The 16,690-nt window shown below is 44.9% G+C and carries 14 protein-coding genes; 10 read left to right on the forward strand and 4 right to left on the reverse strand.

Features of this window, described 5'->3' with window-relative positions:
* Positions 1–92: 92 nt before the first annotated feature.
* From KXD93_RS29850 to ilvA, 10 genes are all read left to right on the forward strand, one after another.
* Positions 93–671 (forward strand): O-methyltransferase, encoded by a 579-nt coding sequence (locus tag KXD93_RS29850; protein WP_258141221.1) that lies wholly within the window; start codon positions 93–95, stop codon positions 669–671.
* Positions 672–814: 143 nt separating this feature from the next.
* Positions 815–1,873, forward strand: a complete 1,059-nt coding sequence (ilvC, locus tag KXD93_RS29855; RefSeq protein WP_258141222.1) for a ketol-acid reductoisomerase — start codon at positions 815–817, stop codon at positions 1,871–1,873.
* Positions 1,874–1,952: 79 nt separating this feature from the next.
* Positions 1,953–2,240 carry an antibiotic biosynthesis monooxygenase family protein gene (locus KXD93_RS29860; RefSeq protein ID WP_258141223.1) on the forward strand — a complete coding sequence of 96 codons (288 nt, stop codon included), beginning with the start codon at positions 1,953–1,955 and terminating at the stop codon, positions 2,238–2,240.
* 103 nt (positions 2,241–2,343) lie between these two features.
* Entirely contained in the window at positions 2,344–3,099 is a 756-nt protein-coding gene (locus KXD93_RS29865; RefSeq protein ID WP_258141224.1) for a class I SAM-dependent methyltransferase, read from the forward strand.
* Between the two features lie 128 nt (positions 3,100–3,227).
* Entirely contained in the window at positions 3,228–4,394 is a 1,167-nt protein-coding gene (locus tag KXD93_RS29870) for a 2-isopropylmalate synthase (protein ID WP_258141225.1), read from the forward strand.
* Positions 4,395–4,418: 24 nt separating this feature from the next.
* Positions 4,419–5,825: a 3-isopropylmalate dehydratase large subunit gene (gene leuC / locus KXD93_RS29875; RefSeq protein ID WP_258141226.1), complete on the forward strand. Its 1,407-nt coding sequence runs from the start codon at positions 4,419–4,421 to the stop codon at positions 5,823–5,825.
* A gap of 92 nt (positions 5,826–5,917) precedes the next feature.
* Positions 5,918–6,514, forward strand: a complete 597-nt coding sequence (gene leuD, locus KXD93_RS29880; protein WP_258141227.1) for a 3-isopropylmalate dehydratase small subunit — start codon at positions 5,918–5,920, stop codon at positions 6,512–6,514.
* A gap of 131 nt (positions 6,515–6,645) precedes the next feature.
* The gene (locus tag KXD93_RS29885; protein ID WP_258141228.1) at positions 6,646–8,163 is read left to right on the forward strand and encodes a hydroxymethylglutaryl-CoA lyase-like TIM-barrel protein; all 1,518 of its coding nucleotides are present in this window, start codon (positions 6,646–6,648) and stop codon (positions 8,161–8,163) included.
* A 142-nt stretch (positions 8,164–8,305) separates the two neighbouring features.
* Complete coding sequence (gene leuB / locus KXD93_RS29890; protein WP_258141229.1) at positions 8,306–9,364, forward strand: 3-isopropylmalate dehydrogenase; 1,059 nt, start codon at positions 8,306–8,308, stop codon at positions 9,362–9,364.
* A gap of 411 nt (positions 9,365–9,775) precedes the next feature.
* On the forward strand, positions 9,776–11,017 hold the full coding sequence (ilvA, locus tag KXD93_RS29895) for a threonine ammonia-lyase IlvA (RefSeq protein WP_258141230.1): 1,242 nt from the start codon (positions 9,776–9,778) through the stop codon (positions 11,015–11,017).
* Positions 11,018–11,150: 133 nt separating this feature from the next.
* Here the strand turns inward: ilvA and atpC are convergent, their stop codons facing one another.
* From atpC to KXD93_RS29915, 4 genes are all read right to left on the reverse strand, one after another.
* Complete coding sequence (gene atpC, locus KXD93_RS29900) at positions 11,151–11,405, reverse strand: ATP synthase F1 subunit epsilon (RefSeq protein WP_258141231.1); 255 nt, start codon at positions 11,403–11,405, stop codon at positions 11,151–11,153.
* Between the two features lie 118 nt (positions 11,406–11,523).
* The gene (gene atpD / locus KXD93_RS29905) at positions 11,524–13,029 is read right to left on the reverse strand and encodes a F0F1 ATP synthase subunit beta (RefSeq protein WP_258141232.1); all 1,506 of its coding nucleotides are present in this window, start codon (positions 13,027–13,029) and stop codon (positions 11,524–11,526) included.
* 204 nt (positions 13,030–13,233) lie between these two features.
* Positions 13,234–14,220 carry an NAD(P)H-quinone oxidoreductase gene (locus KXD93_RS29910; RefSeq protein ID WP_258141233.1) on the reverse strand — a complete coding sequence of 329 codons (987 nt, stop codon included), beginning with the start codon at positions 14,218–14,220 and terminating at the stop codon, positions 13,234–13,236.
* A gap of 92 nt (positions 14,221–14,312) precedes the next feature.
* Entirely contained in the window at positions 14,313–16,676 is a 2,364-nt protein-coding gene (locus tag KXD93_RS29915) for an ABC transporter permease (protein WP_258141234.1), read from the reverse strand.
* Positions 16,677–16,690 lie beyond the last annotated feature (14 nt).

The raw sequence follows: 16,690 nt of genomic DNA on the forward strand, positions 1-16,690 counted from the left end.
CCCCTAGCCCCCTAAAGGGGGAACGAAAGTGGGTTAGAAAACAAAAAAACGAATTTAAATCCCCCCTTTAGGGGGTTAGGGGGCTCGGCTACATGCTTGAAGAAATAAGACAAAAATATCCATCAGCCTACAACGCGATAAAAGTTGCTACGGAAGCGAGTGGTTTTACCATGCCATCGGAAGTATTGACTTGTTCATTACTTAAAACGCTGGCGGCATCAAAACCGGGTGGAAAGTTTTTGGAGCTGGGAACTGGTACAGGTTTGTCTACAACATGGATCTTAGACGGAATGGATGAATCATCAACATTGATCTCGATCGATAATGATGAAACGGTTCTAAGCATCGCCAAAGAAAACCTTGGGGTTGATAAACGCTTAAAGCTAATCTGTGCCGATGGTGCCGACTGGATAAAGCAAAACGCCGCGCAAAAGTTCAGCTTTGTTTTTGCTGATGCGTGGCCTGGTAAATATTTGTTGCTGGATGAAGTGCTGAACATGCTTGAAAAAGGCGGCATTTATATTATTGACGATATGCTGCCGCAGGCAAACTGGCCCACCGGCCACGCCGAAAAGGCAACAGACCTGATCAGCTATTTGGATAGCCGTGAGGATATTATACTAACAAAAATGGGCTGGGCAACCGGCATTGTGATTATAACAAAAAAATAGGTGAAAGCTGAAAGGTAAAAGGCGAAAGGTTTCGCCGGATAATAGATAATAACAAAGGATTAAAATAAATTAAAACCACTTATAAATTCACATCGGTGTAATCAAACAGAATCGGTGTAATCAATAAATAAAAATCAAAAACGATGGCAAAATTAAATTTCGGCGGCACTGAAGAAAATGTAGTAACCCGCGAGGAGTTCCCTTTAGCAAAGGCACAGGAAGTATTAAAAAATGAAGTTGTAGCAGTAATTGGCTATGGCGTTCAGGGTCCTGGTCAGGCGCTTAATCAAAAAGACAATGGCATTAACGTAATAGTTGGTCAGCGTAAAGGCACAAAAACATGGGATAAAGCAGTAAGCGACGGCTTTGTACCGGGAGAAACCCTTTTTGAAATTGAAGAGGCCCTTGAAAAAGGAACGGTTATTTGTTACCTGCTTAGCGATGCCGCCCAGATTGCATTATGGCCAACCGTTAAAAAACACTTAACCCCGGGTAAGGCATTGTACTTCTCTCACGGTTTCGGTATCACGTTTAACGAGCAAACAGGCATTATTCCTCCTGCTGATGTTGACGTATTTTTGGTTGCTCCTAAAGGATCGGGCACATCATTACGCCGCATGTTTTTACAGGGCCGCGGCTTAAACTCAAGCTACGCTATTTTCCAGGATGCTACAGGTAACGCATTTAACCGTGTTATTGCATTAGGAATTGCTGTAGGCAGCGGTTACCTATTCGAAACCAACTTCAAAAAGGAAGTATACAGCGATTTAACCGGCGAGCGTGGTACGCTGATGGGTTGTATCCAGGGCATCTTTGCAGCTCAGTACGAAGTATTGCGAAAAAATGGTCACTCTCCGTCAGAATCATTTAACGAAACTGTTGAAGAGTTAACCCAATCGTTAATGCCATTGGTTGCAGAAAACGGTATGGACTGGATGTACGCCAATTGCTCAACCACAGCACAACGCGGTGCATTGGATTGGTGGAAGCGTTTCCGTGATGCTACCAAACCGGTATTTGAAGAATTATACAATAGTGTAGCAACAGGTGTTGAATCACAAAAATCAATTGACTCAAATAGCAAGGAAGATTACCGTGAGAAACTGGATGCTGAATTAAAAGAATTACGCGACAGCGAATTATGGCAGGCAGGTAAAACTGTACGCAGCCTACGTCCGGAAAACCAGGTGGTAGAAGCGTAAACCCTCTAACCCCCTGAAGGGGGAATTAAAAAGATAGTATAGCGATGGGTTTTATACCCATCGCTATCAGATATAAAAAATGATACTCGAAGTAGCCATATTAAATATAATCCCCGGCAGGGAGGATGCTTTTTTAAAGGCGTTTTCTGTAGCGCAGGGGATCATATCAAAAATGGCAGGCTATATCTCTCACCAGCTGAAAAGATGCATGGAGAATACAAGCCGCTTTATTTTGTTGGTTGAATGGGAAAAGCTCACCGACCACACAGAGGGCTTCAGAAGATCAGAAGAATACCAGGAATGGAAGGCGATGTTACATCATTTTTATAACCCATTTCCAACGGTTGAGCATTATGATGCCCCCTAACCCCCTAAAGGGGGAATGAAAAAACGATGAAATCACGGGCGGTTTGTGAGATCATCAAATGACCAATCGGTGAAATCAATATCATCGGTGCAATCATAATATTATGAAGTGGAACGCAGAATTATATGACGATAAGCACTCCTTTGTATCACAATACGGAGAGAGCGTGCTTGAGCTGTTGGATATAAAACCGGGCGAGCAAATTCTCGACCTGGGTTGTGGTACCGGACATCTGGCTAACGAAATTAAAAAACACGGTGCTGAAGTTACCGCAATAGATGCATCGCCCGAAATGATAGAGAAGGCGGAAAAGGAATTCCCGGATGTGAATTTTTCTGTTGCTGACGGGGCAAACTTTCATATCAACAAGGCATTCGACGCTGTTTTTTCGAACGCGGCCCTGCACTGGATGCACAAGGCGGACGATGTAATAAAATGCGTTTATGAAAACCTTAAACCTGGCGGCCGTTTTGTTGCCGAAATGGGAGGCAAGGGCAATATGGAGTACATGATAGCGGCAACGAAGCAGGTGCTTACAAAACATGGTTACAAAAACCTTGGCGAACGCAAGCTTTGGTATTTTCCTTCGTTAGGCGAATATACCAGCAAGCTGGAGGCACGTGGTTTCAGAGTAACTTATGCGATACACTTTGACAGGCCAACCCTGTTACAGGATGGCAGGCTGGGTGTAACCAAGTGGCTTAATATGTTCGGTGATACTTATTTTGAAGGTATCAAAGGAGGAGAGATGCAGGAGATCTTATCAGAAATAACCGATCTGCTTGAACCGCATTATAACCGGGACGGGCAATGGTTTTCTGACTACAAACGGTTAAGGTTTGTGGCGATAAAAGAGTAAAGAAGCAAAAAACTAAGAGCCGAAAACCTGGATTTAAACATCCGGGTTTAGGGCTTTACAATAAATAGATAAGCATTAACCGATGTTGGGCAAGATAACCGAACCCGCCATCAAAAAAATAGAAGAATATGTTACACGATCCGAACCGCGTTTATGTTTTTGATACCACGCTTCGCGACGGCGAGCAGGTACCGGGCTGCCAGCTGACTACCCCTGAAAAGATTGAGATAGCCAGGGAACTGGAGGCATTGGGCGTAGATATTATTGAAGCAGGTTTCCCGATCTCGAGTCCGGGGGATTTTCAGAGTGTTGTAGAGATCTCCAAATCGGTGTCACAGCCGATAGTTTGTGCCCTAACCCGCGCAAATAAAGGCGATATCGATGTGGCTGTTGAATCGCTTCAGTATGCTAAAAGACCGCGGATCCATACCGGGATAGGCTCGTCTGACATGCACATCAAAACCAAATTTAACAGCACCCGCGAGGAGATCCTTGTTCGTGCAGTTGAAGCCGTTAAGTACGCGAAGAAATCGGTTGAGGATATTGAGTTTTATGCGGAGGATGCCGGTCGTGCCGACATTCATTACCTGGCGCAAATGGTTGAGGCGGTTATTGCTGCCGGAGCCACCGTGGTAAACATCCCGGATACCAATGGCTATTGCCTGCCAAACCAGTATGGCGATAAGATCCGTTTCTTGAAGGAGAATGTTAAAAATATTGATAGGGCCATCATCTCGGTGCATTGCCATAATGATTTGGGTTTGGCTACAGCCAACTCAATTGCCGGCCTGCAAAACGGAGCAAGGCAGATTGAAGGTACCATAAACGGTATTGGCGAACGTGCAGGCAATACATCCATTGAGGAAGTCGTCATGATCCTGAAGACACACCAGCTTGGTTTGCATACCAACATTAATGCCCGCAATTTTTACGAGATCAGTCAGTTGGTGCGTACACAAATGCGGATGCCGGTACAGGCTAATAAAGCAATTGTTGGCAGCAATGCCTTTGCGCATAGCAGCGGCATTCACCAGGACGGTTTTTTAAAGAACCGCGAAAATTACGAGATCATCAGGCCGGAAGATGTAGGCTTCCCAAGCGCTACCATAGTGCTTACCGCCCGCAGCGGACGACACGCGCTGAAGCATCACCTGGAACGCCTTGGCTATAATTTGGATAAGGAAGAATTGGCAGATGCCTACAGGAACTTTCTGACCCTGGCCGATAGTAAATTGGATATTACCGACGAGGATTTGATCGTCCTGGCTACGTCGGCTAATATTTTACAAAAGTGAATTACAAATAAGCAATTATAAAAAATGAGCAAGACATTATTTGATAAGGTTTGGGACACACATGTGATCCGCAAAATTGAAGGAGGTCCCGATGTATTATTCATCGACCGCCACCTTATCCATGAAGTTACAAGCCCGGTGGCCTTTTTAGGATTAAAGACCCGGGGCATCAGCGTTTTATACCCTGACCGTACATTTGCTACGGCAGATCATAACACGCCTACTATAAACCAGCATTTACCGGTGGCTGACCCGCTTTCTGCCAACCAGCTGGATGCGCTTGAATCAAATTCAAAGGAATATGGTATCAGCTATTGGGGATTAGGTCACCAGAAGAATGGTATTGTTCACGTTGTTGGGCCGGAGTACGGAATTACCCAACCCGGTGCAACCATTGTTTGCGGCGATTCGCATACTTCAACGCACGGTGCCTTCGGTGCTATTGCCTTTGGGATCGGTACATCCGAAGTGGAGATGGTTCTTGCTACCCAATGTATCATGCAGCCTAAGCCTAAAAAAATGCGCATTAATGTTAATGGCAAATTAGGTGTTGGCGTTACGCCAAAGGATGTTGCCTTGTTCATCATTTCAAAACTGACCACCTCAGGTGCTACAGGTTATTTTGTAGAGTACGCAGGTGATGTGTTTGAAAACATGAGCATGGAAGGCCGCATGACGGTATGTAATTTGAGTATTGAGATGGGTGCCCGTGGCGGTATGATAGCCCCTGACGAAACCACCATCGACTACGTAAAAGGCCGCGAGTTTAGCCCTAAGGGCGAAGCGTGGGACAGGGCATTAGCTTACTACAAAACACTGAAGACTGATGCCGATGCTGTTTTTGATAAGGAATTAACTTTTGCAGGTTCGGAAATTGAGCCGATGATAACTTATGGAACCAACCCGGGTATGGGTATGGGCATCTCGCACGATATTCCTGATGCAGCACACGTTGAAGGCGGTGCGGCAACCTACGAGAAATCGCTAAACTATATGGGTTTCCACGAAGGAGACTCAATGATAGGGAAACCTGTTGATTTTGTGTTTGTGGGTAGCTGTACCAACGGCCGCATTGAGGATTTTCGCGCATTTACCTCGCTTGTAAAAGGCCGGCACAAAGCGGATAACGTTACTGCATGGCTGGTACCCGGCTCGCATATTGTGGAATCGCAGATTAAGGAAGAAGGTTTGTTGGATATTTTAACCGAAGCCGGTTTCTCATTGCGTCAGCCAGGCTGTTCAGCTTGTTTGGCTATGAATGATGATAAGGTTCCGGCAGGTAAATATGCTGTAAGTACCTCGAACAGGAACTTTGAAGGCCGCCAGGGACCCGGTGCGCGCACCATGCTGGCAAGTCCGCTGGTTGCTGCCGCTGCCGCTGTTACAGGCGTGGTTACAGACCCGAGAACATTAATAGAAGAACTGGTTTAGTGTTAGAGATCAGAGGCTGGAGATCAGAGATTAAGAAAAAAATAGTAATCGGTGAAATCAATCCTCATCGGTGAAATCAAAAAAATAATAGAATGGCTTACGATAAATTTAATATACTGACAAGCACTGCGGTTCCGCTTCCGATAGAGAATATCGATACCGACCAGATCATCCCGGCCCGCTTTTTAAAGGCTACGGAACGCGTTGGTTTCGGTGATAACCTATTCCGTGACTGGAGATACAATGCCGACAATACCCCGAAAACAGATTTTGTATTAAACAACCCGATCTACAGCGGCAAAATATTGGTTGGCGGTAAAAACTTTGGTTCCGGCTCATCAAGGGAGCACGCTGCATGGGCTATTTACGATTATGGCTTCAGGTGCGTGGTATCCAGCTTTTTTGCGGATATCTTCAGGAATAACTGCTTAAACATCGGCGTGTTGCCGGTACAGGTTAGCCCGGAGTTTGCTGACAAAATTTTTTCGGCAATTATAGCCGATCCAAAAACAGAACTTGAAGTGAACCTGCCTGATCAAACCATCACGCTTTTAGCTACCGGCGAAAAGGAAACCTTCGTGATTAGCCCGTACAAAAAAGATAACATGATCAATGGCTTTGACGATATTGATTACCTGCAGAGCATAAAGGGAGAAATTGAAGAATTTGCTTCAAATCTGCCGCTTTAGAAAATAGATACAAGAATTCAAGAGTCAGGAATCAAGAGTAAGGAAAGAAGTTAATAAAAGAATGGGAGCTTTCTTGATTCTTGACTCTTACTGTCTTGACTCCCAACAACCAGCCTAATACATCCACTACAATGGAAAAAAGGAAATTAGAAATAATGGACACTACGCTTCGCGATGGAGAACAAACCTCGGGCGTGTCTTTTTCCATTTCAGAAAAATTAACCATAACTCAGCTCTTACTGGAAGAGCTCAATGTCGACAGGGTTGAGATCGCCTCTGCCCGTGTATCCGACGGGGAATTCAATGCCGTTAAAAGCATTTTGATCTGGGCCGAGGAAAACGGCTATTCTGATCGCATCGAAGTATTGTCGTTTGTTGATAACGGCGTTTCCATCGACTGGATGGTGAACTCTGGGGTTAAGGTTCAGAATCTGTTAACCAAGGGCTCGCTAAACCATTTAATCCATCAGCTTAAAAAAACTCCCGAACAACATTTTGCCGAAATTGCCCATGTAATTGAACTTGCGCAAAGCAAGGGCATAGCTACCAATGTTTATTTGGAGGATTGGAGTAATGGTATGCGCAACTCACCGGAGTACGTGTACCAATACCTGGATTTCATTACCAAACAACCAGTAAAAAGGATTTTATTGCCCGATACGCTTGGCGTGTTAACCCCCGCTGAAACCGCTAAGTTTTTAACTGATTTGATCGGTAAATACCCGGGCGTTCATTTTGATTTCCATGCGCATAACGATTATGACTTAGGTACAGCCAACGTTTTGGAAGCTGTAAAGGCAGGCGTTAGTGGCCTACACCTAACCGTAAACGGTATGGGCGAGCGTGCAGGTAATGCCGCCATGGCCAGCGCCGTTGCTGTTATAAATGATTTTGCACCTGAAGTTGAAATAGGCGTTAAGGAATCATCTATTTATACAGTAAGCAAGCTGGTTGAAACGTTTTCGGGCGTAAGAATCCCGTCTAACAAGCCAATTGTTGGCGATAATGTGTTTACCCAAACAGCCGGTATCCATGCGGATGGCGACAACAAAAACAACCTGTACTTTAACGACCTGCTCCCTGAACGCTTCGGCAGGAAACGGGAATATGCCTTGGGCAAAACATCCGGTAAAGCCAATATTGAAAAGAACCTGCAGGAACTTGGCCTAAAGCTAAATGACGCCGACCTAAAGAAGGTTACTCAGCGTGTTATAGAGTTAGGAGATAAAAAGGAAACCGTAACAAAAGAAGACCTGCCCTACATTATTTCGGATGTGCTGGATAGCAGCCTTTATGAAGAAAAGGTTGTCGTAGAATCGTACGTTTTAACAAATGCTATGGGCTTGCGTCCATCTGCCACTATTGCGGTGAAGATAGACGGGGAGAAGTTTGAAGAAAATGCGCAGGGCGATGGCCAGTTTGATGCTTTTATGAAGGCGCTGGCAAAGGTTTATGATAAAAAGGAAAGACGCTTACCAAAGCTGATAGATTACGCCGTACGGATAGCCCCAGGCAGTAGCTCCGATGCGCTTTGCGAGACCATCATCACCTGGAAAACCGATACCAAAAAATTCATAACCAGGGGATTGGATTCCGATCAAACGGTTTGCGCTATCAAGGCAACACAGAAGATGCTGAATATCATATAGAGATCAGCGGCTGGTGATCAGAGGTTAGTTAAAACAGATGTATTAATTAAAATTGTCATACGTCTAAAAAATAACAACTTTGTGGTTCTGAACGAAGCGAGGAATTACAAGGAAAAGTTTACTAAATACAAACACAAAATAAATGAAACTTAATATCGCACTTTTAGCAGGAGACGGCATCGGGCCTGAGGTTATTGACCAGGCAGTTAAAGTATCTGACGCAATAGCAAAAAAATTTGGGCATGAGATTGCATGGACCCCGGCTTTAACCGGTGCAGCAGCAATTGATGCAGTAGGCGAACCTTACCCGGATTCGACCCACGAAGTTTGTATGGCAGCTGATGCCGTTTTGTTTGGTGCTATTGGCCATCCGCGTTATGACAATGACCCAAAGGCAAAAGTTCGCCCGGAGCAGGGGCTTTTAAAAATGCGCAAGAAGCTTGGCCTGTTTGCTAACGTTCGCCCTACATTTACCTTTCCATCTTTAATTGATAGCTCACCATTAAAAAGAGAGCGTATTGAAGGTACAGATATGATCATCCTGCGCGAGCTTACCGGCGGTATCTACTTCGGCGAAAGAGGCAGGCTGGATGATGGCAATACAGCTTTCGATACCTGTACTTATACAAGGGCCGAAATTCAGCGCCTTGCAAAATTAGGCTTTGAAATGGCGATGACCCGCAGTAAAAGACTTTGCTGTGTAGATAAAGCCAACGTGCTGGAAACTTCCCGGCTGTGGCGCGAAACCGTTCAGGACATGGAGAAGGATTATCCGGAAGTAAAGGTTAGCTACGAGTTTGTTGACGCCGTTGCCATGCGTTTGGTTCAATGGCCAAACACATACGATGTGATGATCACCGAAAATCTTTTTGGCGATATTTTAACTGACGAAGCTTCTGTGATTTCAGGTTCAATGGGCTTAATGCCATCTGCTTCGGTTGGTGTGCATACTTCATTATATGAGCCGATCCACGGGTCTTATCCACAGGCAGCAGGCAAGGATATTGCAAACCCGCTGGCAACTGTATTGTCTGCAGCTATGATGTTTGAAGATGCCTTTAAATTAAAGGACGAAGCCGAAGCGATCAGAACAGTTGTAAATAAATCCCTGGCAGAAGGAATTGTAACAGAAGACCTTGCCGGTAAAAACAAAGCCTACAAAACAAGCGAAGTAGGCGACTGGCTGGCGAAGAACGTATAACCGTTTTATTAATAATCAAATATAAACCTTGTCCTTGCGAGTTTAAAAATGCGCTGGATTGCGAAGGTGAAATGACAAGAAAGGGATGTCATGCTGAGGCACTCGAAGCATGTGGACAAAGGCCTCTGCACCATGCTTAGCACGCGGATTGGCCTCTGCGCACGTCGCACTTCGAGTGCCTCAGTGTGACACCCCACCCTAAAACGCGGATTGGCCTCTGCGCACGTCGCACTTCGAGTGCCTCAGTGTGACACCCCACCCTAAGATGTATAACTTGTCATGGGTAGGAACGAAGCAACCGCGAACTTAGCAGAGCCGCTCTGTAAAGTATGCGGTTGCCGCGCTCGTTCCTCGCTCGCAATGACAATGTTATCTTTTTTATCCTGAAAGGGTAAAATTAAATAGTTCACCATGTCTGATGTTAAATTAGATTTCGAAGCCGCCTCGCAGCGGCTAAAGGGCGTTGTAAAGCACACGCCGCTTGAATACCATAACGGGTTATCCAAAGCTTATGATTGTGAGGTATACCTGAAACGCGAGGACCTGCAAATTGTACGCTCCTATAAACTTCGCGGCGCTTATAACATGATCAGCCAGCTTACTGCCGATGAGTTAAGCCGTGGCGTGGTATGCGCCAGTGCGGGTAATCATGCGCAGGGGGTAGCATTCTCTTGCAATAAAATGGGAACTAAAGGTGTAATATTTATGCCGGAGATTACCCCTAAGCAGAAGATCACCCAAACAGAAATGTTCGGCAATGGGCATGTGGAGATTGTATTGGTGGGCGATACGTTTGATGATTGCCTTTTAGAAGCGCTTAAATACACGCAGGTCCACCAAATGACCTTTATCCCGCCTTTTGATAATTACAGCATTATAGAGGGTCAGGGCACCGTTGGCGTGGAGATCATGGAGGACCTGCCCGACACCGAAGTTGTAATAATGCCCATCGGTGGCGGCGGCTTGGCAGCTGGTACAGGCAGCTACCTGAAACAACAGAATCCAAACATCATATTGATAGGCGTTGAGCCCGAAGGCGCACCCAGCATGCTTAAGGCATTTGAACATGGTGGCCCGGTTAGTCTGCCGGATATTAACCGTTTTGTGGATGGTGCAGCCGTTAAAACCGTAGGCAAGCTAACATTTGAGCTTTGTAAAGAGGTATTGGATGAAATGCTTACCGTAGCCGAAGGCAAAGTATGTACCACTATTTTAAAACTCTATAACGAAGACGCCATTGTTGTTGAACCTGCAGGCGCGCTATCGGTGGCTGTACTTGACGCCTGCAAGGATAAAATAAAAGGTAAAAAGGTAGTCTGCGTAGTAAGCGGCGGTAATAACGACATTGAGCGCATGCAGGAGATCAAGGAAAAATCACTGCTGTATGAGGGACTCAAGCATTACTTTATCATTAAATTCCCGCAGCGTCCGGGTGCTTTGAAGCTGTTTGTAAATAACGTGCTTGGTCCGGGTGATGACATCACCCGGTTTGAGTTCATAAAAAAAACATCCAAGGAAAATGGCCCTGCATTGGTGGGCATCGAACTAAAATCAGCCGAAGATTATCCTGCATTGTTAAAACGCATGGAGGAAAACCGCTTCGAGGTTGTAGAGCTGAATAAGGATCAGACGTTGTTTGAATACCTGGTATAGGTGAGAATGTGCGAATTATGGATGTGCAAATGTGCGAATGATAACCTATCCGGCTTCAAAATTCCTCATAAAACGAAAATCCCCGGCTATTAACCAGGGATCTTCAATATCAATTAAGGGAAAGGGGCTAATGCTATTTCTGCTGAATACCTTCGGCTAAAATAACAACCTTGTTGTTCGATGCTTCAACAACGCCGCCTTTTATAAACAATGTTTCTTCCTTACCTGCGCTGCCGCCACGGATAGTAACCTTGCCATCCTCTAAGGTAGAGATGATAGGGGCGTGGTGGTTCAGGATCTCAAAAAATCCCAAAGTACCGGGAAGGGTTACCGAGGTAGCCTCGCCTTCGTAAATGGTTTTGTCGGGAGTAAGAATTTCTAATGTCATGTTTTTTAGATGTGCAAATGTGCGTATATGCAAATGTGCGGATTATTTTAATGTTTGATTTGCAAACGTGCAGATCGCGCTTTCAATTCGCACATCTGCACATCCCCGCATCCGCACATTAATTATTCGCTTCTTCTAATAATTTTTTACCTTTTTCGATAGCTTCTTCAATGCTGCCTACAAGGTTGAATGCTGCTTCAGGATATTCATCCACTTCACCATCCATAATCATGTTAAAGCCTTTAATGGTTTCCTTAATGTCAACCAAAACACCTTTTAAGCCCGTAAACTGCTCAGCAACGTGGAACGGCTGTGATAAGAAACGCTGAACACGGCGTGCGCGTGATACAACCAATTTATCTTCTTCGCTCAACTCATCCATACCAAGGATGGCGATAATATCCTGTAGCTCTTTGTAGCGTTGCAGGGTTTCCTTAACGCGTTGTGCAGTGTTATAGTGCTCGTCACCTAAGATAGCTGCGCTAAGGATACGTGAGGTTGAATCCAAAGGATCCACCGCAGGATAAATACCAAGCTCGGCAATTTTACGTGAAAGTACAGTTGTAGCATCTAAGTGGGCAAATGTTGTTGCCGGTGCAGGGTCAGTTAAATCATCCGCAGGTACGTAAACGGCCTGTACTGATGTAATTGAACCACGTTTTGTTGATGTGATACGTTCCTGCATGTTACCCATCTCTGTTGCCAAAGTTGGCTGGTAACCTACCGCTGATGGCATACGGCCAAGCAACGCCGATACTTCAGATCCTGCTTGTGTAAAGCGGAAGATGTTATCGATAAAGAATAAGATATCACGACCTTTACCTTCTGCATCACCGTCGCGGAAATATTCAGCAATGGTTAACCCTGAAAGGGCCACACGTGCACGTGCACCAGGAGGCTCGTTCATTTGTCCGAAAACGAAGGTTGCTTTTGAGTCTTTTAATGCTTCAGGGTCTACCTTTGATAGGTCCCATCCGCCTTCTTCCATGGAGTGCATAAATGCATCACCATATTTTATAATGCCTGATTCAAGCATTTCGCGCAGTAAGTCGTTACCTTCACGGGTACGCTCACCTACACCGGCGAATACTGATAAACCAGAGTATGCTTTTGCAATGTTGTTGATCAATTCCTGGATCAATACGGTTTTACCTACACCCGCACCACCAAACAAACCGATCTTACCACCTTTTACATAAGGCTCTAATAAGTCGATAACCTTAATACCGGTAAATAATACTTCAGTTTCGGTAGAAAGATCCTCAAACCTTGGAGGAGCAGCGTGGATAGGGCGGCCGTTAGTGTTATCAAGATTAACAATACCATCAATGGCATCACCAACCACGTTAAATACACGTCCTTTAATATCTTCGCCAACAGGCATTTTTATAGCTGATTCCAAGTCAGTAACCTTCATTCCGCGTAGCAGACCGTCGGTTGAATCCATGGCGATTGCGCGAACGCGATCTTCACCTAAATGCTGTTGAACCTCTAAAATAACCTTCTGACCATTTTCCTTTGTGATCTCTAATGCATCATAAATTTTAGGAAGATGAGCGTCATCAGCGAAGCTTACGTCAACTACCGGACCGATGATCCGTGATATTTTTCCAATGTTTGGCATATATTACCTGGTAATTTAAAGTATTTATTATGAAATAGTACGCATAAAAAATACACCTGCTATTTCGGTGCGCAAAGTTATGATTTATATACAAATATTAAAATAGGAGTTGCAAGTTTTTTTTAGCCCATAGTCGATCGTCCATGGACCATAGTTTAAATCCCGGAATTGCTATTGACTATCGACCATGGGCTATCGACTTTTTCACACCTGCCAACTGATAACAATTTTCCCGATATGTTCACCACTTTCCATCAGCTTATGGGCTTGAGCAGCTTTATCAGCAGGGAAAACCTTATTTATTATTGGCTTTATTTTGCCCGATGCAATCAGTGGCCAGATAACCTGTTCAAGTTTTTGAGCGATTTTGGCTTTAAACGCAATCTCCCTTGAGCGCAGCATGGAGCCGGTTATATTTAAACGCTTCCGCATCACAACGGACAGATCAACCTGCACATCCTTGCCGTTCATGGCATTGATTAATACCAGCCGCCCCTCGTCGGCTAATGACTTCAGGTTATCGGGCGTATAATCGCCGCCGATCATGTCCAGGATAACATCAACACCTTTGCCGTAGGTGAGTTGTTTAATAACATCGGCAAAAATTTCCGTTTTATAGTTGATGGCCTTAGCAGCGCCGAGTTCTTCGCAAAATCTGCATTTTTCAGCCGAGCCTGCGGTTACGTATACGGTGTGCCCCATAGCTTTTGCCATTTGGATAGCCGTTACGCCTATCCCGCTTGACCCACCGTGAACCAGCAGGGTTTCATCACCCTTCAATTGCCCCCGGTCAAACACGTTGCTCCACACGGTAAAGAATGTTTCGGGCAGGGATGTCGCCTCCTCAAAGGATAGATTGCCGGGGATAGGTAAACATTGTCCTTCGGGTACATTGCAATATTCGGCATAGCCACCGCCTGTTACCAAGGCGCAAACTTTATCGCCGACCTTCCAGTGGGTAACTTTGGCGCCAACTTCGGCAATAACACCAGCAATTTCAAGTCCGGGAATATCCTGCGGGGCTCCCTGTGGTGGTGGGTAGTTGCCCTTACGCTGGAAAACATCGGGGCGGTTAATACCGGCGGCGTGTACCTTTACCAACACCTCGGTATCGGCGCAGGCAGGGGTGGGGCGTTCAGCAAGCTGCAAAACTTCCGGGCCTCCGGGCTGGGTTATAACGATGGCTTTCATTAGGTAAAGATAGGAGTAAAGTCAATAGTCCTGAGTCTAAAGTCGATAGTCTTTTGACTTCAGACTCAAGACTTAGAACTTCAGACTCCCGCTCATTCACTCCTCAAACTATCCACCGGGTTCACTAATGCGGCCCTTATACTTTGATAGCTAACCGTAATAAATGCTATTGCTAATGCCCCCAAAGCGGTAACTGCCACAACCCACCATTGAATATTTTGACGATAGGCAAACCCCTGCAACCATTTCTGCATAATGAGCCATGCCAGCGGGGTAGCTATTATGATAGAGATCAATACCAGCTTAACAAAATCTTTAGATAGCAGGGCCACAATTGTGGCTACTTCAGCGCCCAATACCTTACGGATGCTGATCTCGCGGTTACGCTGCTCGGCGGCGTAGGCTGCAAGGCCGAATAAACCAAGACACGCAATAATAATGGCCAGCGTGGTGAATACAATAAAGATGCTGCCCATGCGCTGCTCGTTATTATACAGTGCGTTAAAATCATCGTCCATAAAGGAATATTCGAAATGCAGGTTAGGCTGTAGTGCCTTCCACCTGTTTTCGATATTTTGCATTAACGAGGGCAAATTAGCGGTGTTGAGCCTTACACTTAGTGATGCCATCCAATCATTATTCATTACCAGCATTACGGGGGCGATGTTATCCCGCAGGGAACTGAAATTAAAGTCCTTTACCACGCCGATGATCTGGTAGTCTTTTCCATCTTTTATTTTCGCTGCGGGATCACCTTTGTAGCCGATCATTTTTGCCATTGTTTCGTTGATGATCACCGAGTTTGAATCTGTAAGGAATTGCGCATTGAAATTACGGCCTTGTACCAGCTTCATCCCCATGGTACTGATATAATCGGCGTCTACCTGCCAAAACTGAGTTTCAATATTTTTAACTGTGCCGGCACCAACATAATTCAGGGCGCTTAAATTTGAGGTAGGCAGGTAGTGCGTCAGGGTGGCATTGAGGACACCCGGTAATTGTTTAACCTGCTCCTTTAGTACTTTCGGATCAATGGAACTAACGTTTTTTATTATCAACACCTGGTTTCGGTTAAAGCCAAGGTCCTTATTCCGGATATAAGTGAGCTGATTATAGATGACAAGTGTACCAATAATAAGGAATATGGATACGGAAAACTGAAATACCACCAAAAAGCTGCGCAGAAAGCTGCCTTTAAAACCTGTGGCTAATTTCCCTTTTAAAACCTGGATGGGTTGAAAAGCGGAAAGAAAGAATGCTGGGTACGACCCGGCAAGCACTCCAACCACAATTATAATAATCAGCATTGCTGGTAACAGCCATGTAAATGTGTGGGCAGTTATTGCTAATGATTTCCCGGCGATTTGATTAAACAAAGGCAATATAGCCCAAGCCGCAAATACAGCTATAACGGTAGCTGCTAGTGTAACCATTATCGATTCCGACAGAAATTGCGCTATCAAATATTTACGCGATGAACCTAACACCTTGCGTACGCCAACCTCGCGGGCACGGTTTGCCGAACGTGCCGTTGAAAGGTTCATGAAGTTAATACAAGCCAGGATCAATATAAATATGGCGATAGCCGAAAATATGTAGATGTATTGCACATATCCATTTATCCCAAGTTCCCTTTGCCTGTTTGAGTGCAGGTGGATCTCGTTTAGTGGCGTTAAATTAAGTCTGATATAATTGCCCTTTGCTTCAAATTTATTGTAGTCAAAAGCCGGAGTGGTTTCGTTTCTGCGGATAAGGGCGGCAAACTTTGATTCCAATTTTTTACGATCAGCACCCTGTTTAAGAAGGATATAGGTATTGGTATTAAAGTGTGCCCAACTGTTATCATGATTAGGCCCCATGGCTATAAAAAGATCAGCCTTAAAATGTGATTGGGCGGGCATATCTTCAATAACCCCTGTTACTTTATAACTGGTACTGTCGGTAACCAAAAACAGGGTTTTACCAACCGCATCTGTGGTATTAAAATATTTCAGGGCGATGGTTTGGGTAATAACAATTGTATGAGGCTCGGCAAGCGCAGTTTTTGGATCGCCGTGCTGCATGGGTAAGGTAAATATGTCAAATATGCCGCCGGAGCAATAAAATGCTTTTTTCTCATCTATAACTTCATTGCCTTTTTTAAAGCGGACATTTACACCCTGCCCTATCCGCATTGATCTTTCTACCTCAGGAAATTCTTTTAGCAGGGCATCGCCAACCGGCGGCGCTGTTATGGCAAAGGAGGTTTCATTGCTGCCGGCCTTAAGATCGGTATTTACGCGATAAATCCTGTCGTATTTGGTATTAAAACGGTCGTAACTCAACTCATCAATCACATAAAAAACAATAAGCAGGCAGGTTGCCAGGCCTAATGCAAGCCCCAGGATGTTGATGAATGTGAATCCTTTGTTTTTTAATAAGCTGCGAAATGCGGTTTTGATGTAGTTTCTAAACATAATGATGAATTAAG

Origin of the sequence: Mucilaginibacter phenanthrenivorans (assembly GCF_024721155.1) — a bacterium.
GTDB lineage: Bacteria > Bacteroidota > Bacteroidia > Sphingobacteriales > Sphingobacteriaceae > Mucilaginibacter > Mucilaginibacter phenanthrenivorans.